Here is a 20,996-nt window from a genome sequence, read left to right on the forward strand (position 1 = left end):
GGGGCTTACCAGAAGATCCAGAGCGCCAGGCCGCCGAAGATGGCCCACTTCACGAGGTAGTACACCCGCTTGTCCCAGGCCTTGAGGCGCTTGCCGACCACGCGGATCTGGTAGATGTACTTGAAGGCGCGGTTGAGGCCGCCGGTCTTGTCGTTCGCATCGTTGGGCGAGGCGGCTGCGGCCAGCAGGTTCTTCGCGAACCAGCGGTTCACCGCGCTGGCCCAGCGGTACTTCAGCGGGCGCTCGATGTCGCAGAACAGGATCACGCGGTCATGGTCGGTCGTGTTCTCGGCATAGTGGATGTAGGTTTCGTCGAACACCACGGCCTCGCCGTCGCGCCAGTGGTAGCGCTGGCCGTCGACGTCGATGTAGCAGCCCTCGACGCCCGGCGTCCACAGGCCCAGGTGGTAGCGCAGCGAACCTGCGAAGGGGTCGCGGTGGCGCACGAGGCGGCTGCCCGGAGGCAGCTCGGCGAACATCGCGGCCTTGATGGTGCCGATGCCCTTGAGCAGCTCGGTGGTGCGCGGGCACAGCACGGCGGCCGAGGGATGCGCATCGTCGTACCACTTCAGGTAGAAGCGCTTCCAGCCGCTCTTGAAGAAGGAGTTGAAGCCCACGTCGTTGAACTGGTTCGACGCCTTGATGCTGCCGCCGTTGCGCATGGCGAGCGCTTCCTCGCGGATGACTTCCCAGTTCTCCTCGAGCACGCGCATCTCGGGAAACTGCGAAGGCGACAGGTAGGGCGTACCCGGCACCTTCGAGAAAAGGTACATGAAGACGTTCAGCGGGGCCAGGAAGGTCGAGTGGTCAGAGAGCTGTCTGAAGAAGCGATGCCGCACCTGGCCGCGGAAATGAACGTAGAGCGCACTGAGCGCGAAGATGGCAAGAATGACCCACTTCATTTGGAAAGTGTCCTGTAAGCAGCGCCGGGTAGTGTAATTCCTCGCCCCGAAATGGACCTGACGGCGCCCTTTGGCCGTGCACCGGGGCAGGTTTCAGCTGCACAGCATGGGTTGGGGCGAATCGGCCAAGGCCAGCGGCAGCCGCACGGTGGCCAGCAGGCCGCCACTGGCGGTCTCGCCCAGCATCACCTCGCCGCCGTGGCGGTCGACCACAGACTTGACGATGGCCAGCCCCAGCCCGCTGCCGCTCTGGTTCTGGTCGGGGTTGCGGAAGAAGCGGTCGAACACCCGCTCGCGCAGCGCGGGCGGAATGCCGGGGCCCTGGTCGGCCACCGTCAGCAGGGCCTGCGAGCCGTCGCGCGCCACGTTCACCACCACCGTGCCGCCGGGCGGGCTGTACTTGATGGCATTGTTGATGAGGTTGTCGATCATCGAGACCAGGCTCTCGCGCTCGCCGAGCACCGGCACGCGGTCTTCGCACTCCAGCTCCAGTTCGACATTGCGGGCGCTGGCCAGGCTTTCGATCATGGCGAGCCGGTCCTGCACCAGCGCGTCGAACGACAGCATCACGGGCAGCGCGCTGTCGGAAACCGCGTCGCTGCGCATCAGCTGCAGCAGCTGCCCCACCAGCCGGGCCGCGCGGTCGTTGCTGCGCAGCAGGTTGCCCATGAGCTCGCGCTGGCGCTCGTCGGTGCTCTGCTCCTTCAGCGCCTCCACGTTCACGCGCATGGCGGCCAGCGGCGTGCGCAGCTCGTGGGCGGCGTCGGCGATCAGGCTGCGCTCGCGAGAGGTGCTGTCGCGCACCCGCTGCAGCAGGCTGTTGATGCTCTGCACCAGCGGCTGCAGCTCCTTGTGCGGCGGCGTGTACGACAGCGGCGTGAGGTCGGCCGGCCCGCGCTCGGCGGTTTCCTGGCTCACGCGGCGCCAGGGCCGCAGCGCGAGACGCACCGACAGCCACGCGGGAAAGATCAGGAAAGGCAGGCTGATCACCAGCGGCAGCAGGTAGTAGCCGCGGTACATCACGGTGACCGTCAGCCGCCAGACGCTGGGCTCGGCCAGCATCACGCGGATGTCGCTGTCGGGCGAGGCCAGCGTGCGCGCTCGCCACTCTCGATTGCCCGCCTTCACGGTCTCGATGCGGTTCGGCTCGCTATTGAGGATGACGGGCACCGCGGCCGTCGAGCGGTAGACGAGCCTGTCGCCCTGCCACACCTGCAGGACCGGCGAGGTGTCCGAGGCGGCGTCGCCGTCGCCGATGGTCTCGAGCAGCGCGGCGTCGAAGGCGGCGATGGTCTCCTGCTGCTTGTCGGGCCGGTCGGCGGTGTTCTTCGCGATCGCGATCACCGTCTGGAAGATCTTGTCGAACTTCAGCAGCTCGGGGTCTTCGTAGGAGTCGTACAGCAGCAGGGCGATGGCCATGGTCCACAGCAGGGCGACCACGCCCATCTGCGCAAGCAGCAGGCGCCGCATCAGGGAAGGTTGTTTCCAGTTCTTCCAGCGCTGCGCCAGCGCCTGAATCATTTCTGCGTGCTCCGCGCCAGCGATTGCACGTCGATCACGTAGCCGATGCCGCGCACCGTGCGGATGTAGCCCTGGCCGATCTTCTTGCGCAGGTTGGAGATGTGCACCTCGAGCGAGTTGCTGCCGTTGGCCTGTCCGCCGGGCAGCACCTGCTCTTCCATCACGCGGCGCGTGACCACGCGGCCGGTGCGCTTGAGCAGCAGCGCCAGCAGGTCGAACTCGCAGCGCGACAGCTCGACCGGCTCGCCGTCGACGATCACGCCGCGCGTGGGCTCGTGCAGCGCCAGCCCGCGCATGCGGATGGTCTCGTCGTTGAAGCCGTAGCTTCGGCGCGCGAGCGCACGAACGCGCGACAGCAATTCGGCCAGCGCGAAGGGCTTGACCAGGTAGTCGTCGGCGCCGTCGTCCAGGCTTCGCAGCCGGTCGTTGAGCGCGTCGCGCGCGCTGAGCACCAGCACAGGCAATATCTGTCGGTCGCGACGCAGGCGGAACAGCAGATCGAGCCCGTCGCCGTCGGGCAGGCCGAGGTCGAGCAGGACCATGTCGAAGGTGCCGCCGTCGAGGGTGCGCAGGGCGTCGTCGAGTCTGCGGACCCACACCACATCCATGCCTTGATTGGCCAGCGCGATGCGCACGCCATTGCCGAGGTCAAGGTCGTCCTCAACAAGCAAGAGATTCATGAGCCTCCACGTGAACTGACCACTCCGTTTCCGGAATGTGGCGGAAGTATCTGCCAAGCGCCGTCACGGCACTTCAGGAAATCTTCATGAATGCCGAAGCAGGCCTTCAGGTGCGGCTCGGACACTGGAGCCATTCCCTGCACACGGAAACGGAACCCCCAAGTGAATGGCCTGCCCTCGCCCCCGGCACGTACTGCCCGCCCGGACCGCTACCGCCTTCGACGGCGGGACATTCTTCATGCCATGGCGCTGACCGGCGTCGCGGGCCTCGCGGCCTGCGGTGGCGGCAGCCACGGCGGTGTCGGGGTCGGAGGGGTAGGAGGGGTTGGCACCGGTGGCGGCGGCAAGCCCACGGTCTTCGACCGCCGGGTGAAGGTGTCGGCCACGCCCGAAGTCTCGCTGCAGGTACGCGACTGGCAGCCGCCCGGCAGCACCGGCCCCGTCATCGTGCTGCTGGCCGGACTGGGCGGCAACGCACGCTATTTCGACAGCCTCGCACCCGCGCTGGCAGCGAGATCGCGGGTGCTCGCCATCAGCCGGCGCGGCTACGGACTCTCGGACAAGCCGATGCCGGTGAAGACCGCCACGCAGTACTACGAAGTCGATACGCTGGTCGCGGACCTGAAAGCGGTGCTCGACGCGCTGGGCGTGCAGCGCGCGGTGCTGGGCGGCCATTCGATCGCGGGCAACGAGCTCACGCGATTCGCGGGCCTGTATCCGGAACGGACGCAAGGACTCATCTACCTGGACACCACCTTCGACTACACCTTAGACGGCGACAGCGGAGGCGAGACAGTGCCGGACAACCGCCTGCTCCACGAGCCCAAGCCGACACCGGACGACGGCCGATCCCTGCAGGCCGCCATCGCCTTCTTCCGGCGCAACTCGAAGAACTGGTGGCCTGCGCTGGAAGCGAACCTGCGCGACGCCATCGACATACGCGGCGACGGAAGCGTGCGCCTCAATACCCCCGATGAAGTGGAGACCGCCGTGGACACAGCCGGACACTCCTTCTCGCCGGACTACAAGGCCGTGCGCGCGCCGTCGCTTGTCGTGACCGCCCTGCCCTCTGGCAGGCGCGACATGTTCCCGTGGCTCGAGCTTCCGCTCGACGCGAAGACACAGAAAGACGCTGACGACTATCTGCGCATCTTCCGTCGCGTGTCCATCACGAATTCGAATCAGCTCGTGGCGGCGCTCGACACGCCGAACCGCCTGACCCTGGACAACGCCAGCCACGGCGACTTCATCATGGAGCGCGAGGCCGAGGTGCTGCGCGCCATCCAGTTCATGACATGGGCCTGAGCTATGCCGATGTTTGCTTCGCGCGCAGCAGCTTGATAAGCGCCGCGAGTTCCTCGCCGCCGAGGCCGGCTGCGTCCGCCCGCTGGAAGATGCCGGCCGCGAAGGCCGGGAAGCCGGTGTCGATGCCGGAGTCCTGCGCCGACTGCAGGATGCGCCGCGTCGCCTCGACCGAGATGCGCATCGGGCTCTGCGAGATGGCGAAGTCGCCCGACTGGATGACGGAGCCCTCGTGCTGAAGAAAGCCGGCGAAGGTCGGCATGATGCCCGCGACGATGCGGCCGTATTCGGCCACGTCGAAGCCTTCGTGCTCGGCGATGCGCGCGCCGTGGATGAAGCCGAGCATCGTGCCGTAGATGGTGGACAGCGTGGCGAGGTCCATGGCCGCCGCCGCGCTCGCGGCCTCGCCCAGGTAGACGATGCCGCCGGCCAGCGCCTTCAGCCAGGGCTCGGCTTCGTCGAACACCGGCCTGGCGCCCGACACCAGCAGCGGCGTGTCGGGCTGGCCCATCTGGTCGGGTGCGGCCTGGATCGCGCCTTCGAGGTAGGCGGCGCCTTGCTTGCGCGCCCACGCCTGCGCGTCGCGGGCGTCCTGCGGGCTTCCGGTGGTCAGCTGCACCAGCAGGCGGCCGTCCATGGCGGCGGCGACGCCGTCGAGCGCGAAGATGGCATCGGCCGCGCGGTAGTCGTAGACGCACATCACGACGACGCGCGCGGCGCGCACCGCCTCGCTCGCGCTGCGCGCCAGTACCGCGCCTTTCGCGACCAGCGCATCGGCCTTGCCTGCCGTGCGGTTCCACACGGTCACCTTGTAGCCCTGGTCGAGATAGAGCCGCGCGATGGCCTCGCCCATCGCTCCCAGGCCCAGAACGGAAACTTCCTTGATGTCGTTGCTCTTGCTGCTCATGACGATTCGCTCGTTGCGGGTTGTGAAGATGGACGTATCGTAGGAATCGGGCTTCCTAACGGTCAAGTACCTACAATTAAGTTAGGTACTTACCAAAATGTATGTATTACCTACTGATGGGGATGAAGATGAAATCCAAGAAACCCTACAACTGCGGCATCGGCCCGGCTTTCGACGTGATCGGCGGCAAGTGGAAGGCCGTGATCCTGTGGGAGCTCCACGTGCAGCCCCTGCGCTTCGGCGAGCTGAAGCGGGCGCTGCCCGACATCAGCGAGAAGATGCTGATCCAGCAGCTGCGCGAGATGGAAACCGACGGCATCGTCCATCGCGAGGTGTTCCACGAAGTGCCGCCGCGCGTGGAGTACTCGGAAACGAAGCTGGGCGCCACGCTCAATGCGGCGCTCGCGCCGCTGGCCGACTGGGGCGACCGCTACGCGAAGCGCGTGGAGGCTGCGCGCACGCGGGCCGAGGCTGCGAAGTGACGAGACAGGCGAAGTCCGCCGCCGCGCTGCTCGCGCTCTGCGCAGCCTTGCATGCCTCGCCGGGCATGGCACAGGCCGCGTGCTCGCCCTCTCCCGCATGGGCCGGCCCGCAGATGCGCAGCGCGCCCGAAACGGTCTGGCGCAGGGACTTCAAGCGTCCCATCGACGGACAGCTCCCCGCAGGGCTGCAGGCCGCCCTCGGCGATGCGCTAGACAAGATGCTGCAGCACGTTCCGGCCGCGAGCGTGGCCGTCGCCATTCCCGGCGAAGGCATCTGGTCCGCCACGCGCGGCCTGGCGCGCAGGGAGCCGGCGCAGCCCGTGGTGCCCGACCAGCAGTTCCAGGTCGCGAGCACCGCCAAGACGCTGACGGCCGCGGTCGTGCTGCAGCTCGTCGAGGAAGGCGGGCTCGGGCTCGGCGACACCATCGACAAATGGTTTCCCGACGCGCCGAACGCGAAGCTCACCACCATCGAGCAGCTGCTGCGCCACACCAGCGGGCTCGTGAGCTTCAACGCGCTGCCGTCGCTGGGCACTGCCTACCGCACGCCCGCCGACATCGTCGCGCTCGGCACATCGCAGAAGCCGCAGTTCTGCCCCGGCACGAACTGGAGCTACAGCAACACCGGCTACGCGATGCTCGGAATGATCGTCGAGAAGGTGGACGGCGCGCCGTTCGCCGAAGTGCTTTCGAAGCGGCTCATCAAGCCGCTGGCGCTCACGCACACCGTCATGCGCAAGGCCGGCGTCGAACTGCCCGTCGCCACGGGCCATGCTTCGGGCAGGCCGGTCGAGGCGCCCGACCAGTACGCAACACCCTATGCGGCAGGCGCGCTGGCATCGACGGCGGGCGACCTCGCGGTGTTCTGGCACGCATTGCTCGCGGGCAAGGTGCTGCCGGGCGAATCGGTGCATCGCATGTTCACCGGCATGCCCGCGATGCTCGGCCCCTACGCCGGCAGCAACTCGTTCTACGGCATGGGCGTGCAGCTCTACGACGTGCCCGACGGCCCCGGGCTGATGCTCGGCCACAGCGGCGGCATCGAGGGCTTCACGAGCATCGTGGCCTACGTGCCGGCGGACGACGTCTACATCGCCGTGGCGTTCAACGAGAAGAAGGTGCCGGCAGAGGCCGGCCTGTGGGCGCTGCTGCGCGCGGTGCGGACATATCGCGCGCTGCAGTGATTGGCGAGAGGAAGAGCCGGCTCACTCGGCCCAGCCGGTCTCGATCTCCGTCTTCACCTCTGTCATGAGCTTGTGCACCGGGCACTTTCCGGCCACGCGCAGCAGCTCTTCGCGCTGCGCCTCGCTGAGGTCGCCGCTCAGGCGCAGGCCCGACTTGAGGCGGTAGACGCCCTTGCGCTCCTCGCTGTCGTCACGGTCGACCACCACCTCGATGTCTTCCACCGGAATGCCCTTGCGGCGCGCGTAGATCAGCACTGTGAGCGCCTTGCAGGCCGCGAGCGACGCGTCGTACAGGTCGTGCGGCTCGGGGCCGGCGTCGCTGCCGCCACCGGCCGGCGATGCGTCGACCGGGATCTCGTGGTTGCGGATCTTCAGGATGTGTCGCGTGCCGGTGGTGCCGTCGCGGCGGATCGAGATGCTCATGCGTGTTTCCTCTGGGAGGGTGTTGCGGTTCGGGGAGAAAGCGTCTTCACGTACAGGATGGTGGTGAAGCCGCTGTGCCATTCGAGGTCGGGGTAGCGGTCGGCCTCGCGGTAGCCGAGCGCGAGGTAAAAGCCCTGGCTCTTCGTGTTGAAAGTGTCCGTCTCCAGCCGCGCGAGCTCCACGCCGTCGGCGCGCATGCCGTCTTCGGTGAATGCCATGAGGGCGCGGGCGATGCCCTTGCGCTGGTGCATGGCCGGCACGTGCAGCGCGTGCACGAAGTCGTGCTCCCAGTGCACCATGCCGACCACCTCGCCGTCGATCTCGGCCACGAAGAAGTCCGGGCCCTTCTCGTCGATGTAGCCCACGGGCGCGCCGCTCTCCTCGTAGGCCCTGGCGGCCTCGGGCGTGAGTTCCGGCAGCCAGGTGCCGGCGAAGGTGTCGTCGAGGATGGCCTTCACCGCGTCGAAGTCCTCGATGCGCCAGGGCCGGATGGTGACGTCGGGAACGTCGTTGTTCGTGCTCATCGGTTCAGCTGCTCAGCGGTCCACCGCCAGCATCAGCGTTTCCTTGATTTCTTCCATCACCACGTAGCTGTGCGACTCGGCCGCCACCGGCAGCTTCTTGAGGATGTCGCCCAGCAGGTGCCGGTATTCGCTCATGCCGCTGAGCCGCGCCTTCACGAGGTAGTCGAAGCTGCCCGACACCAGGTGGCATTCGAGCACCTCGGGCATGTGCAGCAGCTCCTTGCGCACCTTGTCGAACACGTCGCCTGACTTGGCCGAGAGCTTGATCTCGACGAACACCAGCAGCGTCTTGTCCAGCGCTTCGGGCGACACGTGGGCGTGGTAGCCGGTAATGACGCCGTCGCGCTCCATGCGCTTCACGCGCTCGGCGCAGGGCGACGCCGACAGGCCGATGTGCTCGGCCAGCTCGGTCATGGACATGCGGCCCTGGCGCTGCAGGACGTCGAGGATCTTGCGGTCTATGCGGTCGAGTTCGGGCATTTCACTTCGGAGGAGGCCTTGGACGATGAGCGGCAGTGTATTCCACTGCCGAATCGCCGAAATCAGTGGAATCCACTGCATTGAGGACTTTAGATTCCATTCATTCCATTTGAATCGGCGAATACACCATGAAAGTCATCGTTCTCGGCGGCGGCGTGATCGGCACCACCACGGCGTACTACCTTGCCCGCTCGGGCGCCGAGGTCACCCTGCTCGACCGGCAGGCCGGCCCCGCCGAGGAAACCAGCTTCGGCAACGCCGGCCAGGTGTCTCCCGGCTACTCCACGCCGTGGGCCGCGCCGGGCATTCCGCTGAAGGCGATCAAGTGGATGTTCAAGAAGCACGCGCCGCTGTCGATCCGCCCCGACGGCACCCTGTTCCAGCTGCGCTGGATGGCCGCCATGCTGCGCAACTGCTCGCCCGAGGCCTATGCGGTGAACAAGGAACGCATGATGCGCGTGGCCGAATACAGCCGCGGCTGCCTACAGCAGCTGCGCGCCGACACCGGCCTGCAGTACGAGCAGCGCACCGGCGGCACCCTGCAGCTGTTCCGCACGCAGGCCCAGCTCGACGCGGTGGAGCGCGACATCGCCGTGCTCGAGGAATGCGGCGTGCCCTACGAGCTGCTCGACCGCGACGGCCTCGCCCGCATCGAGCCCGCGCTGGCCGGTGCACGCGACCGGCTCACCGGCGGCCTGCGCCTGCCCAACGACGAGACCGGCGACTGCCACCTGTTCACCCGCGGCCTCGCCGAAATTGCACGCGGCATGGGCGTCGACTTCCGCTTCGGCCAGACCATCGCCGCCCTCGAAACCGACGGCGGCCGCATCACCGGCGTGCGCACCACGGCCGGCAAGATCCTCACGGCCGACCGCTACGTGATGGCCTTCGGCAGCTACTCGCGCGCCGCCATCGCCTCGCTGGGGCTGGACATCCCGGTGTACCCGGTCAAGGGCTACTCGCTGACCGTTCCGCTGCTCGACGAATCGCTGGCGCCGCAGTCGACCGTGCTCGACGAAACCTACAAGGTGGCCGTCACGCGCTTCGACAACCGCATCCGCGTGGGCGGCATGGCCGAGCTCGGCGGCTTCGACCTGCGCCTGAACCCGGCACGCCGCGCCACGCTCGAAAAGGTCGTGACCGACCTGTTCCCCGGCGGTGACGTGCCGAAGGCCACCTTCTGGACCGGCCTGCGCCCGATGACGCCCGACAGCACGCCCATCGTCGGCGGCACGCGCTACGCCAACCTGTTCCTCAACACCGGCCACGGCACGCTGGGCTGGACCATGGCCTGCGGCTCGGGCAAGCTCATCTCCGACATGGTGATGGGCCAGCGCCCCGAGATCCGCACCGACGGCCTGGCGATGGACCGCTACGAAACGGGCTCGTCGCGCGCAACGCGCCCGAACCCGGCGACCGCGCCGGCTTGATGCGCTTGATGCAGAGGCCGCTCAGGCGGCCTTTGCGATCGGAATCACGGCACTGCTCATGCCACGATAGACCTCCGCCTCGCCGTGCTTCGCGAGCAACTGCATCAGGTGCTTGCGGATCAGCATGCCGGGCCGGTCCGACTCCATCGAATACTCCACCCCGCGCCGGCGCGTGTCGACCAGCGCGTCGGGGTCGGTCGACTCGAGGATGTCCTTGTCCTCGCGCGTCACCGCCTCGTCGAAGTCGATCAGCATCTGCGCAGTGCAGTCGGCCTCGGTGTCGTTGCGGAACAGCCATTGACAAAGCTGCATGCGGCCGTCGTCGATGGGCGTGAAGCAGTTGATGATGATGTGGCGCACGCCGCTCGGATACTCGATGTCGAGCCGGCGCGAGAACGGCAGGAAATACGCGTTGCGCATGTGGCGCGTGGTGATCGGGTCGGTCACGCCGCTGATCGCATGGAACTTCACCGGGTTGGTCGCCTCGATGACCGTCTCCGCGTAGAAGCCCGAATCGTTCTCCACCAGCTCGTACTTGCTCGGCTTCGGGCTCGCGGCCACGCCGAAGGTGGCGCGGTGCACGAAGCTGAAGTGCGAGTTGTCGAAGGAGTTCTCCAGCGCGCGCATCGGGCTGGTCTGCCACTCCTCGTAGAACTGGAAGATGGTGCGGTAGCCCGGGTCGTCGAACTCCGGAATCGCCGGAATGTCGGCGATGGGCTCCTCCAGCGCCACCCACGCATAGCCGTAGCGCGCGGTGCAGCGGTAGGCCGTGGTGCGGTATTCCGGCGAGATCTTCCGGTCGGGCTCGTACTGTGGAATGCGGATGACCTGGCCACTGCGGTCGTAGGTCCAGCCGTGGTAGCCGCACTGGATCGCGCCGGTGCCGCAGGCCTGGCCTTCGGCGTCCACGCACCAGCCCTTCGACAGCTTCGCGGTGCGGTGGCAGCAGCGGTCGCGCAGCGCGGCGGGCTGGCCGTCGGCGTCGATGAAGAGGACGATGTCTTCGCCCAGCAGCCTGAAAGGCTTCGGGCCGTTGGCAAGTTCGGTGAGCGGCATGACGGCATGCCAGAACTTGCGGAAGACGGGTTGTTGGGTGACGAGCATGCGCGGACTCCTTCCGTGGTCGTGTGGGGACGAACTGAAAGAGCAATTTCCTGCCTGGATGCGTGGGGCATCGCGCGGCTGAACGCTTCTACTCTGCGCAGACTGCCTTGCAAGTTGCGCGCCCGGATTGTGGCGCGACCGCGCCGCCGCTCCAAGCCCCGGCCCGCAAAGCCCGAGCAAAACACCCGAGCAAGATAGTCGAGAGGGCCCTTGGCATGCGTCGTGCATGACCGGCCGCAAGAGTAGAAGCGTTCAGCAGCGCACGCACCATGAAAGTGCGCCCGCCCGGAAATTGCTCTTGAAATGCCCGCCGCCCTTCTTCCTTCACCGGGAAAAGGCGACCGGATTCAAGACACGAAGCTTCCGAGGCCCCACATGCAACGTCGATCCTTCCTCGCGGCCAGCGCCGCAGCCATCGCCGCCCCCGCCGTGCTTGCGCAGAACGGCAAGCTCACCCCGCTCAAGTTCACGCTCGACTTCCGCATCAACGGGCAGACCGCGCCCTTCTTCCTTGCGCTCGCCAAAGGCTACTACCGCGACGAAGGGCTGGACGTGAGCATCGACACCGGCGCCGGCTCGGTCGCATCCATCACCCGCATCGCCAGCGGCGTCTACCAGCTGGGCCTGGGCGACATCAGCTCGCTGGTGGAGTTCAACGCGCAGAACCCTGGCACGCCGATGGTGCAAGCTGTGTACCAGTACTACAACCGCGCACCGTTCGTGATCATCGGCCGCAAGGACCGCGGCGTGAACGGCGACTTCAGGAGCCTCGCGGGCAAGAAGGTCGCTGCGGCGGCCGTCGAATCGACCCGCCGCGCCTGGCCGATGGTCGCGCGCAAGCAGGGCATGCGCGCCGACGCCTTCCAGTGGCAGACCACCGACTTCAGCGCGCGCGACAACGTGATGGTGCGCGGCGACGTCGACGCCGCCACCTACTTCCACGACTCGGCCGTCTCGCTCTTCGCGCGCATGAAGCCCGAGGAGCTCTCGGTGCTCAAGTACGCCGACGCGGGCGTCAACCTGTACGGCAACGCCATCCTCGCGGGCAGCAACCTGATCGCGCAGAACCCGAAGGTGGTAGCCGCCTTTCTTCGCGCGAGCAACCGGGCCATCGTCGAGACCTTCGCCAACCCGGCACCGAGCATCGCGGCCATGCGCCAGCGCGAGCCCATCCTCGATGAGAAAATCGAACTCGAGCGCTGGGGCATCACGGCGCAGTACGTGGGCGCCGCCGACACGCGCGGCCACGGCCTCGGCGATATAAAGAAGCTCACGCTGGAGCAGCAGGTCGACGAAGTGGCCGATGTCTTCGGCCTGAAAGTCAAGCCCGCCTCCGACGCCATCTTCAACACCTCGATGCTTCCATCGCGCAGCGAACGCTCCCTCCCCAAGGCATGAACACCACCAGCAGCAACAACGGCATCACCTACCCCGCGGAAACCGCGCTCGACGAGCGCGACGGACGCTACCTGCGCAAGGCCATCGTCTGGTCGCACGCGGCGCGCCGGCGGGGCAACCGCCCCTTCGGCTCGGTCATCGTCTCGGCCGCGGGCGAGATACTGGCCGAGGCCGGCAACAGCAACACGGAAACGGGCGACTGCACCGCCCATGCCGAGGTCAACGCATTGCGCGCGCTGGCCGGGCGCAACATCTCGCGCGAGGAGCTGGCCGGCGCCACGCTCTACGCCTCGGGCGAGCCCTGCGTGATGTGCGCGGGCGCGATCTTCTGGTCGAACATCGGCCGCGTGGTGTTCGGCATCGACGCCGAGCGGCTGCGCGTGTTCCGCGGCGAGCGGCAGGACCAGCGCGATGCGGAGCTTTCGTGCCGCGACGTGTTCCGTGCCTCGCCGCATCCCATCGAATGCATCGGGCCGGCGCTGATCGACGAGGCCAGCGCGGCCCACGACGGCGCCTGGAAGACCTGAAAGCCGGCGCACTAGACTCCCCGGATGCCCTGGCACGCCCGTCTCCATCTTTCCTACCGGCAGGAAGCCTCCCGCACCGTCGCCCGCTTCCGCCATGACGGCCCGCTGCGCATCCTGCAAAGCCTGTATCCCGAGGGCGACGCCGTGTGCCACAACGTGCTGGTGCATCCGCCGGGCGGCCTGGTGGGCGGCGACACGCTCGACATCGACATCGAGGCGGCCGACGGCAGCCACGGCCTGATCACCACGCCCGGCGCCTCGCGCTTCTACCGCTCCGAGGGCGATCTCGCGCTGCAGCGCACGCGCATCCGCCTCGAGGCCGGCGCACGGCTCGAATGGCTGCCGCTCGAGGCCATCTGCTACAGCGGCTGCCGCGCGGAGAACCGGCTCTCCATCGAGGCCGCGCCCGGCGCCGAGCTGATCGGCTGGGACGTGACCGCGCTGGGCCTGCCCAACGCCGGCCAGCCCTTCGAGCGCGGTACCTACCTGCAGCACATCGAGGTGCCCGGCGTCTGGCTGGAGCGCGGGCGCATCGACGCGGCTGACCAGCGCCTGCTGCAGAGCCCCATCGGCCTCGGCGGCCAGCGCTGCCTGGCTTCGCTCTTCTTCGTGGCGGGCTCGCCGATCGCGCGCGCCCGGCGCGACGCCCTGCTGGCGCACACGCGCACGCTGCTCGACGCGAGCCCGCTGGCCGAAAGCGCCGGCGCCACCAGCCCGCACGCCGAAGTGGTGGTGCTGCGGGTGCTGGCGCCCGTGGTCGAACCCGCGATGCAGCTGCTGCGGCAGGTCTGGCAGGCATGGCGCGCGGAGCTGTGGCGGCTGCCGGCGGCCACGCCGCGCATCTGGTCCACCTGAGGCCGTTTCGCCCTGCCCCGGGGCCTCGGGGATGAATCTGTAGGCACCGTCTGACGGACAGCCGCCGCGCAAAGGCGCACTCTGGCCCCTTGCCCAGCGGATGACGAGGATCGGCCATGCCTGTTGACGACACCCCGGACACCCTTCACCGCCGACTGGCGCGGTTCAACGCCGCACGGCTGAGGCCCGGCATCCCTTCGCTCCGGTGGAAGGAGGAGCTGGAGCATGAGCATGCCTGCCGCCTGCTCGAAGGCGAGTACGTCGAAGGCCTGCGCGCCACCGTGCAGGCGGCCGCGTCGGCTGCCTGCGGCAACGCGGCGCATTTCGTCGCCTGGTTCGAGTCGCTGGCGCACAACGGGCCGGGCCAGGGCCACCCGCTGTTCGACTGGCTGGCGCATGAGGCCACGCTGCCGCAGATGCGCTGGTTTCTCACGCAGGAGGCCGCGGGCGAGGCCGGTTTCGAAGACCTGCTTGCCTACGCCCAGGTCAAGTTGCCGCCGCAGCCCAAGCTGGAATGCGCGCGCAACTTCTGGGACGAGATGGGGCACGGCAAGCAAAGCGCCATGCACGGCCAGATGCTGGAGCAGATGGTGCGCGAGCTCGACCTGCACCCGGCCATCGACACCACCGTGTGGGAATCGCTGGCACTCGCCAACACCATGGTCGCGCTGGCCACCACGCGGCGCTACGCCTTCCACGCCATCGGCGCGCTCGGCGTGATCGAGCTCACGGCCCCCGGCCGCGTGAAGCAGGTAGCCGCCGGCATGCAGCGGCTGGGCCTCGGCGGCCGTGCGCGCGCCTACTTCGACCTGCATGCGGCGCTCGACGTGTCGCACTCCCGCGCGTGGAATCGCGAGGTGATCCTGCCGATGGTCGAGGCCGACCCGGCCTGCGGACAGTTCATCGCCGAGGGCGCGCTGATGCGGCTCACCTGCGGCGAACGCTGCTTCGAGCGCTACGGCGCCGAGCTACGGCAGCCGGAAGAGGTCGCCGCATGCTGAACGCGGCCGACGTGCTGCGCCAGGTGGCGGCCACCGGCTACCGCTTCACCGCGGTCACGCCGCTGACGCACCAGCGCGTGCTCGCGCGGCGCGGACGCGAGCCGGGCGCCACCCTGCGCGACATCTTCGGCTGGAACCTGCCCTTCGAGACGCGCGCGCTGCCGCCCGAACTGCTGGCCGGCATGGAGCGCGCCGGCATCGTGCGGCGCGAGGGATCGCTGCTGCGCAGCACGGTGCGCATCGCCAGCCTGGGCGACGACCTGTTCTTCCACTCGGCCTATCCCACGGTCGAGGAGAACGCCGTGTTCTTCGGCCCCGACACCAGCCGCTTCGCACGCTTCATTGGCCATGCACTGGCCTCGCGCAAGGCGCAACGGCAGTCTCTTCGAGTGCTCGACGTGGGATGCGGCAGCGGCGCCGGCGGTATCGCGGCAGCACGCGCGCTGGCGGACGCAGGTACGGCGGCAACGGTGGTGATGAACGACATCAACCCGCTCGCCCTTCAGTACACGGCGACCAACGCGGAGGTGGCGGGCATCGCCGTCGCGCTCGCACAGGGAGATGCGCTGTCGGCGGTCGATGGCGACTTCGATCTCATCATGTCGAACCCGCCCTACCTCGACGACGCCGCGCAGCGCGCCTACCGCCACGGCGGCGCGCGGCTGGGGCGGGCGCTCAGCGTGCGCATCGCGGCCGAGTCGCTGAAACGGCTCGCGCCGGGCGGGCAGCTGCTGCTCTACACCGGCGTGGCGATGGTCGACGGCGAGGACCCCTTCCTCGCCGAGATGCAGCCGCTGCTCGCGGCACCGGGCCTGGCCTGGTCCTATGCCGAGATCGACCCCGACGTGTTCGGCGAGGAGCTGGAACGGCCGGTGTACGCGCACATCGACCGCATCGCCGCGGTCGGCCTGGTCGCCACCCGCGCGGCGGAGGCAGCCTGATGGCCGCCGGGCTCGACCTCGGCATCGACACCGCCCGGCTCGCCGTGGTGCGCGAGTGCAGCGTGCTGGAGCGCATGCCCAAGTGGCTCATCTGCGTGCCGCTGGTGGTGCAGTGGCTGTGGCTCTCGGTGCGTTACGGCGGCGCCACCGTGCCCACTGCCGCCAATCCGCACATCACCTCGGGCGGGATGGCCGGCGAAGGCAAGCTCGAGTACTTCCGGGGCATGGGGCCGCTGGCGCGATCGGTCACGGCCGAACACGTCGGGGTGCTGAACGACGGCACGGCCACCGAAGACGCGCTGCGGCAGGCCATGGCCGCCAGCGGCCTCGCGTTTCCCGTGGTCGCCAAGCCCGACCTGGGCCTGTGCGGCTACGGCGTGCGCCTGGTGCCCGACATGGCGGCGCTGCTGGCCTACCTGGCCGTCTTCCCCGCGGACGAAACGGTGGTGCTGCAGCGCTACCTGCCGCAGGAAGGCGAAGCCGGCATCTTCTACGCCCGCGATCCGGTCACCGACGAGGGCCGCGTCATCGGGCTGGCGCTGCGCTACTTTCCCCGCGTGACGGGAGACGGCCGCAGCACCGTGGCGCAGCTCGTGGCGGCCGACGTGCGCGCCCGCCGCATCGCGCGCTCGCCGCGCCACCAATGCAGCGTGCCGCCGGACAGCGTGCCCGCCGCCGGGCAGCAGGTGCGGCTGGCCACCATCGGCTCGACGCGCGTGGGCGGCCTCTACCGCGACGGCGCGGCGCTCGTCACGCCTGAGCTGGTGCGCGCCATCGACGCCGTAGCTCGCGACATGCCCGACTTCCGCTTCGGGCGCTTCGACGTGCGCTACGAAAGCCTGCGCGAGCTCGGCGCCGGGCGCGGCTTCACCATCATGGAAGTCAACGGCGCGGGCTCCGAGGCCATCGAGGCGTGGGACCCCGACATCGGCGTGATCCAGGGCTTCCGCATGGTCTTCGCCAAGCAGCGGCTGCTGTTCGCCATCGGCGCGGCGCAGCGCAGGGCCGGCGTGAAGCCCATCGGCCTGCTCGCGCTCGCGCGGCTCAACCGGCGGCAGAACCGGCTGGTCGACCGCTATCCACCTTCCAACTGAGCACCTTCCGACCGAGTCGTCGCACGCACATGGACATCACAGCCCCGCACGCCCTGCCTCACCGCTCGCCCACGCCCCTCGCGGCCGTGGCGCCCGTCCTGGAAACCCGCTGGGCCGATTGCGAGGAGGACGTTCGCGAAGCGCAGCGCCTGCGCTTCTGCGTATTCGCGCAGGAGATGGGCGCCCGGCTGACGCCGCCCGAGGGCACGCCGCCCGGGCTGGACGCGGACCGCTTCGACGCCTTCTGCGACCACCTGCTGGTGCGTGCCGTCGATCCGGTGCACGGCCCCGGCCCGCTCATCGGCACCTACCGCGTGCTCACGCCGGAGGCGGCGCGCCGCGCGGGCGGCTTCTACACCGACACCGAATTCGACCTGGCGCCGCTCGCCCCGCTGCGCGGCAGCGCGCTGGAGCTGGGCCGCTCCTGCGTGGACGCCGACTGGCGCTCGGGCAGCGTGATCATGGCGCTGTGGACCGCGCTCGGGCAGTACATGGTCGACCACGCGCTCGACACCATGATCGGCTGCGCCAGCATCGGGCTCGACGACCAGGGCACGGCCGCGGCGCGGCTGTGGCACCGGCTGTGCCGCACCCACCTAGTGGAGGAGCGCTGGCGCGTGGAGCCGCGCATCGCGCTGCCGCTCGATGCTGAGCCCGACACCGATGCCGACAGCGACCTGCCTCCTCCCGCCACGCCGCCGCTCATCAAGGGCTACCTGCGCTGCGGCGCGCGCCTGCTCGGGCCGCCCGCGCTCGACGTGGCATTCAACACCGCCGACCTGCCGCTGATGCTGCGGGTGGACGAGGTTTCGCCGCGCTACCGCCAGCATTTCTTCGGCATTCAGGCGTGAACACGGGCACCTGAACGGCAACGCGAAGACGGCGCAAAACGGGCGCGAAAACGGCGCCGAAAGGGCAGCAGGAGCGCTTCGGATACAGTCCCGCACCAGCCCGCCTCAAGACCTGCCGCCAGCGTGACCTTCCGAAGAACCGCCAACAGTCTGGTTTTCCGTCTCCTCGTCATGGGCCTGGCGATGGCGCTCGTCGGCACCGCGGCCAGCTACATCCAGCTCACCCGCTTCCTGCGGGAGGACCTGACGAAGTCGGTGGCGACGCAGCAGACGGCGCTGGCCGCCTACGTGGCCCGCGACGTGGACAACTACATCGTCGAGCGGCTGTCCTTCCTGGAACGACTGGCCCTCGCCCTGCCGCCGGAACTCATGTCGCAGCCCCGGCAACTGCATGCGTGGCTGGCGGAGCGAGGCGCGCTGAGCGACCTCTTCCCGCTGGGCCTGGCGGTCGCCGACATCGACGGCAAGCGGCTCGACGACTCCGGACAAATCACAACGGACAGTCCGGAATTCACCGCCGCATCCGCCGGGCGGCGCGCCGTGGGCCGGCCACGGGCCACGGCCTCGCAGCACTCGGCCCTGCCCATGGGCGTGCCCGTGCGCAACGCCGCCGGCCAAGTCATCGCAGTGCTGCTCGGCATGGCGGACCTCACGGCCGACGGCCTGCTCGACCACCTGCAGGAGGGGCGCGTGGGCCAGAACGGCGGCATCCTGGTGATCTCGCCGCGCGACCGCCTCTTCGTCGCCTCGACGGACGTCTCGATGTCCCTCAAGCCGACGCCGGCCGATGGCGTGAACCTGCTGCACGACCGCGCCATGGCGGGCTTTCGCGGCAGCGGCACGACGCGCAACGCCCGGGGCATCGACGAGATATCCGCCATCGCGTCGGTGCCCAGCGCCGGCTGGTTCGTGGTGGCGCGGCTGCCGGTCTCGGAAGCGCTGGCGCCGGTGGCGCGCATGCAGACCTTCATCCTGCAGCAACGCGCGCCCGCCGTGACCGCGGTGCTGCTCGTGATCGGCCTGATCATGACCTGGCTGCTGCGGCCGCTCTTCCGCGCCGCCGACCAGGCCGACCGCATGACCCGCGGCGAACTCGCGCTGGCGCCGCTGCGGGTGGTGCGCGACGACGAGATCGGGCACCTCACGCAGGCCTTCAACCGTCTGCTGGCCAAGCTCGTCGACAACCAGGAGGCGCTGGCGCACCTCGCTCACCACGACGCGCTGACCGGCCTGCCCAACCGCCAGCTGCTGCGCGACCGGCTGCAGCAGGCGCTGGCCCACGCCGGGCGGCACGGGCACCAGGTGGCCGTGCTCTACCTGGATCTCGACGGATTCAAGAGCCTCAACGACACCTTCGGCCACGAGGCGGGCGACAAGGCCCTCGGGGAAATCGCGCGCCGCCTGCAGTGCCTGGTGCGGCAGACCGACACCGTGGCGCGCATCGGGGGCGACGAATTCGTGCTGCTCGCCACCGGCCTCAAGGCGCCGGCGGAACAGGGCGCGCTGGTGCTGGCGCAGCGATGCATCGACGCCATTGCCGCGCCGCTGCCGCAGGAACTGGCCGGCATGGCGATCGGCGCGTCGATCGGCATCGCCCTGGGCAACGGGAGCGAAACCCCGCAGGACCTGCTCGCCGCGGCCGACAAGGCGATGTACCGGGCCAAGCAGGGCGGGCGCGGCAGCTATGCGATGACGGGCGTGGCGACCGGGACGTAAGCCCTGGCGCCGCTTCGGCTCCTACGCCGGCATGTCGGTACGCGGCAGCCGCAGGTGCTTCTTCAGCGTCTCGAACACCTGCCGCGTGACCGGGTTCACCACGTGGCTGCGCACGTAGAGGTAGTAGGCCAGGTCGGGCAGCCTGGGCATGCCGTCGCCCGCGCCGAGCACGCGCAGGCCGGCGTCGAGCTGCTCCACGCCGCGCGCCGTCACGCCCAGCCCGGCTCGCAGCGCGGCCTTGATGCCGATCAGGCTCGACGAGGTGTAGCGCGGCGTCCAGGCCACGCCCGCCGTGTCGAGCGCCTCGTGGCCGATGCGGCGGAAGATGCTGGGCCCGTCGGCCATGATGAGCGGCACCGGCTTGGTCGGGTCGTGCACGTAGCTCGCGGCGCACAGCCACACGGTGGGCGAGTTGCGCAGCACCACGCCCTCGAACTGCGACTGCGCGTCGGCTCGGTTGGAGATGATCATGTCGACCTCGCCGCTCTTGAGCGAAGTCATCAGGTAGGGGCTGCGGCCGATGTGGATGTCCAGCTGCAGCAGCGGCGAGGTGCGCGCCACCTCGGCCAGCAGCAGCGGCAGCATGGTCTCGGCCACGTCGTGCGGCGCGCCGATGCGCAGGTTGCCCTCCAGCTGCCCCTGCCGCAGGCTGCGCAGCGCCTCGTCGTTCAGCGCCAGCATGTGGTGCGCGTAGGTGAGCAGCCTCTCGCCGTGCTCCGTCAGCCGCTTCTGCCGGCCCTGCTTGACGAACAGCGGGTGGCCGATCTGCTCTTCCAGCCGCTGCATCTGCTGCGTGATGGCCGACTGCGTGCGCCCCAGGTGCACGGCGGCGGCGGCAAAGCTGTGGAGGCTGACGACGGCCGCGAAGGAGCGCAGCAACTCGAGATCTAGCGTGGGCATACATCAATTTTATTAATGTGTTTACTGCGTCGGCTGGATTGTTGCGTCACGCCCCCGTCACTACAGTGGATGCACACGAAACAGGCAACCCCACTGGAGAAACCGCATGAGCACCCCATCCGAGCAACGCAGCCGGGCCGTCGAGGCGTCCATCGCCGAGATGAAGAAAGCCATCGGCGGCGCTGAAGCCACCCGCGAAAAACTCGACGTGGTGCTCGATTCGCTGCAAGGCCTGGCCGCGCACACCGAATACTGGGGCGCCGCCGACTTCCCACCGCCCGAGGCCGGTGAGCACCAGGCCCGCTACCTGATCGCCGAGGACCCGGACCAGAGCTATGCGCTCTACCTGAACGTGATGCGCCCGGGCAAGAAGATCGTTCCGCACAACCACACGACCTGGGCCTGCATCGCGGCCGTGGAAGGCACCGAGCACAACCGCGTGTACGAGCGCACCGACGACGGCAGCGTGCCGGGCGTGGGCAAGCTGAAGCAGACCGAGCTGGTGGTCGTCGCGCCGGGCAAGGGCATCGCGCTGATGCCCGAGGACATCCACTCGGTCGAGATCCAGGGCGAGCAGGTCATCCGCCACCTGCACATGTACGGCCGCGCCCTCGAGACGCTGAACAGCCGCACCGCCTACGACCTGGCTGCCGGCACGTACCAGACCATGGGCATCGGCGTGCAGACGCGCCGCTAGCCGCGGCTTCCCCATTCACATCCCTTCCTCATGCGGGCCGCGCGCCGTGGCCCCGCAGGACTTCGTTCGTCCCGACG

The 20,996-nt window shown here is 68.9% G+C and carries 22 protein-coding genes; 13 read left to right on the plus strand and 9 right to left on the minus strand.

The genetic code is table 11. The features are described 5' to 3' along the window. Window positions 1–5: 5 nt before the first annotated feature. The 3 genes from lpxO to EJP69_RS17280 all read right to left on the minus strand — a co-directional run bounded on the left by lpxO (window position 6) and on the right by EJP69_RS17280 (window position 3,103). The gene (lpxO, locus tag EJP69_RS17270) at window positions 6–902 is read right to left on the minus strand and encodes a lipid A hydroxylase LpxO (protein ID WP_093197469.1); all 897 of its coding nucleotides are present in this window, start codon (window positions 900–902) and stop codon (window positions 6–8) included. Window positions 903–995: 93 nt separating this feature from the next. Further along, complete coding sequence (locus EJP69_RS17275) at window positions 996–2,423, minus strand: sensor histidine kinase (protein WP_126471695.1); 1,428 nt, start codon at window positions 2,421–2,423, stop codon at window positions 996–998. Next, window positions 2,420–3,103 carry a response regulator gene (locus EJP69_RS17280; protein WP_093197474.1) on the minus strand — a complete coding sequence of 228 codons (684 nt, stop codon included), beginning with the start codon at window positions 3,101–3,103 and terminating at the stop codon, window positions 2,420–2,422. Before EJP69_RS17280 ends, EJP69_RS17275 begins: the two co-directional genes overlap by 4 nt. A gap of 243 nt (window positions 3,104–3,346) precedes the next feature. On the opposite strand from EJP69_RS17280, the gene EJP69_RS17285 reads away from it, so the two are divergent. After that, complete coding sequence (locus EJP69_RS17285; protein ID WP_170217149.1) at window positions 3,347–4,408, plus strand: alpha/beta hydrolase; 1,062 nt, start codon at window positions 3,347–3,349, stop codon at window positions 4,406–4,408. Between the two features lies 1 nt (window position 4,409). Here the strand turns inward: EJP69_RS17285 and EJP69_RS17290 are convergent, their stop codons facing one another. After that, entirely contained in the window at window positions 4,410–5,312 is a 903-nt protein-coding gene (locus EJP69_RS17290) for an NAD(P)-dependent oxidoreductase (RefSeq protein WP_126471699.1), read from the minus strand. 128 nt (window positions 5,313–5,440) lie between these two features. On the opposite strand from EJP69_RS17290, the gene EJP69_RS17295 reads away from it, so the two are divergent. Both EJP69_RS17295 and EJP69_RS17300 read left to right on the plus strand, forming a co-directional pair. Then, complete coding sequence (locus EJP69_RS17295) at window positions 5,441–5,794, plus strand: winged helix-turn-helix transcriptional regulator (protein WP_093198433.1); 354 nt, start codon at window positions 5,441–5,443, stop codon at window positions 5,792–5,794. Further along, complete coding sequence (locus tag EJP69_RS17300; protein ID WP_126471701.1) at window positions 5,791–6,978, plus strand: serine hydrolase domain-containing protein; 1,188 nt, start codon at window positions 5,791–5,793, stop codon at window positions 6,976–6,978. Before EJP69_RS17295 ends, EJP69_RS17300 begins: the two co-directional genes overlap by 4 nt. A gap of 21 nt (window positions 6,979–6,999) precedes the next feature. Here the strand turns inward: EJP69_RS17300 and EJP69_RS17305 are convergent, their stop codons facing one another. Genes EJP69_RS17305 through EJP69_RS17315 form a run of 3 tightly spaced genes read right to left on the minus strand, consistent with a single transcriptional unit; the run spans window position 7,000 to window position 8,405 of the window. Continuing rightward, window positions 7,000–7,401 (minus strand): OsmC family protein, encoded by a 402-nt coding sequence (locus EJP69_RS17305; protein ID WP_093197483.1) that lies wholly within the window; start codon window positions 7,399–7,401, stop codon window positions 7,000–7,002. Then, window positions 7,398–7,925 carry a GNAT family N-acetyltransferase gene (locus EJP69_RS17310; RefSeq protein WP_126471703.1) on the minus strand — a complete coding sequence of 176 codons (528 nt, stop codon included), beginning with the start codon at window positions 7,923–7,925 and terminating at the stop codon, window positions 7,398–7,400. The genes EJP69_RS17305 and EJP69_RS17310 overlap by 4 nt, the downstream gene beginning before the upstream one ends. Before the next feature lie 12 nt (window positions 7,926–7,937). Continuing rightward, window positions 7,938–8,405, minus strand: coding sequence for a winged helix-turn-helix transcriptional regulator (locus EJP69_RS17315; RefSeq protein ID WP_093197485.1), 468 nt, complete (start codon window positions 8,403–8,405; stop codon window positions 7,938–7,940). A gap of 128 nt (window positions 8,406–8,533) precedes the next feature. Here EJP69_RS17315 and EJP69_RS17320 point away from each other — a divergent pair, with 128 nt between their 5' ends. Continuing rightward, window positions 8,534–9,835, plus strand: a complete 1,302-nt coding sequence (locus EJP69_RS17320) for a D-amino acid dehydrogenase (protein ID WP_126471705.1) — start codon at window positions 8,534–8,536, stop codon at window positions 9,833–9,835. Between the two features lie 21 nt (window positions 9,836–9,856). On the opposite strand, the gene EJP69_RS17325 is transcribed toward EJP69_RS17320, so the two are convergent. Continuing rightward, a complete protein-coding gene (locus EJP69_RS17325) occupies window positions 9,857–10,939 on the minus strand; it encodes an aromatic ring-hydroxylating dioxygenase subunit alpha (RefSeq protein ID WP_093197490.1) in 1,083 nt (360 codons plus the stop codon). Window positions 10,940–11,314: 375 nt separating this feature from the next. On the opposite strand from EJP69_RS17325, the gene EJP69_RS17330 reads away from it, so the two are divergent. The 8 genes from EJP69_RS17330 to EJP69_RS17365 all read left to right on the plus strand — a co-directional run bounded on the left by EJP69_RS17330 (window position 11,315) and on the right by EJP69_RS17365 (window position 19,322). Continuing rightward, window positions 11,315–12,337, plus strand: coding sequence for an ABC transporter substrate-binding protein (locus EJP69_RS17330; protein ID WP_126471707.1), 1,023 nt, complete (start codon window positions 11,315–11,317; stop codon window positions 12,335–12,337). Continuing rightward, window positions 12,334–12,864: a nucleoside deaminase gene (locus EJP69_RS17335; protein WP_093197494.1), complete on the plus strand. Its 531-nt coding sequence runs from the start codon at window positions 12,334–12,336 to the stop codon at window positions 12,862–12,864. Before EJP69_RS17330 ends, EJP69_RS17335 begins: the two co-directional genes overlap by 4 nt. A gap of 24 nt (window positions 12,865–12,888) precedes the next feature. Beyond that, on the plus strand, window positions 12,889–13,719 hold the full coding sequence (locus EJP69_RS17340; RefSeq protein ID WP_126471709.1) for an urease accessory protein UreD: 831 nt from the start codon (window positions 12,889–12,891) through the stop codon (window positions 13,717–13,719). A 116-nt stretch (window positions 13,720–13,835) separates the two neighbouring features. Next, window positions 13,836–14,720 carry an iron-containing redox enzyme family protein gene (locus EJP69_RS17345; protein ID WP_126471711.1) on the plus strand — a complete coding sequence of 295 codons (885 nt, stop codon included), beginning with the start codon at window positions 13,836–13,838 and terminating at the stop codon, window positions 14,718–14,720. Next, on the plus strand, window positions 14,714–15,661 hold the full coding sequence (locus EJP69_RS17350; protein WP_126471713.1) for a methyltransferase: 948 nt from the start codon (window positions 14,714–14,716) through the stop codon (window positions 15,659–15,661). Before EJP69_RS17345 ends, EJP69_RS17350 begins: the two co-directional genes overlap by 7 nt. Then, window positions 15,661–16,755 (plus strand): hypothetical protein, encoded by a 1,095-nt coding sequence (locus EJP69_RS17355; RefSeq protein WP_126471715.1) that lies wholly within the window; start codon window positions 15,661–15,663, stop codon window positions 16,753–16,755. The genes EJP69_RS17350 and EJP69_RS17355 overlap by 1 nt, the downstream gene beginning before the upstream one ends. A 29-nt stretch (window positions 16,756–16,784) precedes the next feature. Further along, entirely contained in the window at window positions 16,785–17,606 is an 822-nt protein-coding gene (locus EJP69_RS17360; RefSeq protein WP_093197507.1) for a GNAT family N-acetyltransferase, read from the plus strand. A 123-nt stretch (window positions 17,607–17,729) separates the two neighbouring features. Continuing rightward, window positions 17,730–19,322 (plus strand): GGDEF domain-containing protein, encoded by a 1,593-nt coding sequence (locus EJP69_RS17365; protein WP_240652184.1) that lies wholly within the window; start codon window positions 17,730–17,732, stop codon window positions 19,320–19,322. A 21-nt stretch (window positions 19,323–19,343) separates the two neighbouring features. On the opposite strand, the gene EJP69_RS17370 is transcribed toward EJP69_RS17365, so the two are convergent. Beyond that, the gene (locus EJP69_RS17370; RefSeq protein ID WP_093197513.1) at window positions 19,344–20,222 is read right to left on the minus strand and encodes a LysR substrate-binding domain-containing protein; all 879 of its coding nucleotides are present in this window, start codon (window positions 20,220–20,222) and stop codon (window positions 19,344–19,346) included. A 106-nt stretch (window positions 20,223–20,328) separates the two neighbouring features. Here EJP69_RS17370 and EJP69_RS17375 point away from each other — a divergent pair, with 106 nt between their 5' ends. Then, window positions 20,329–20,919, plus strand: coding sequence for a cysteine dioxygenase family protein (locus tag EJP69_RS17375; RefSeq protein WP_093197515.1), 591 nt, complete (start codon window positions 20,329–20,331; stop codon window positions 20,917–20,919). The last annotated feature ends 77 nt before the right edge of the window (window positions 20,920–20,996 follow it).

It is taken from the genome of Variovorax gossypii, assembly GCF_003965815.1.
GTDB classification, from domain to species: domain Bacteria; phylum Pseudomonadota; class Gammaproteobacteria; order Burkholderiales; family Burkholderiaceae_C; genus Variovorax; species Variovorax gossypii.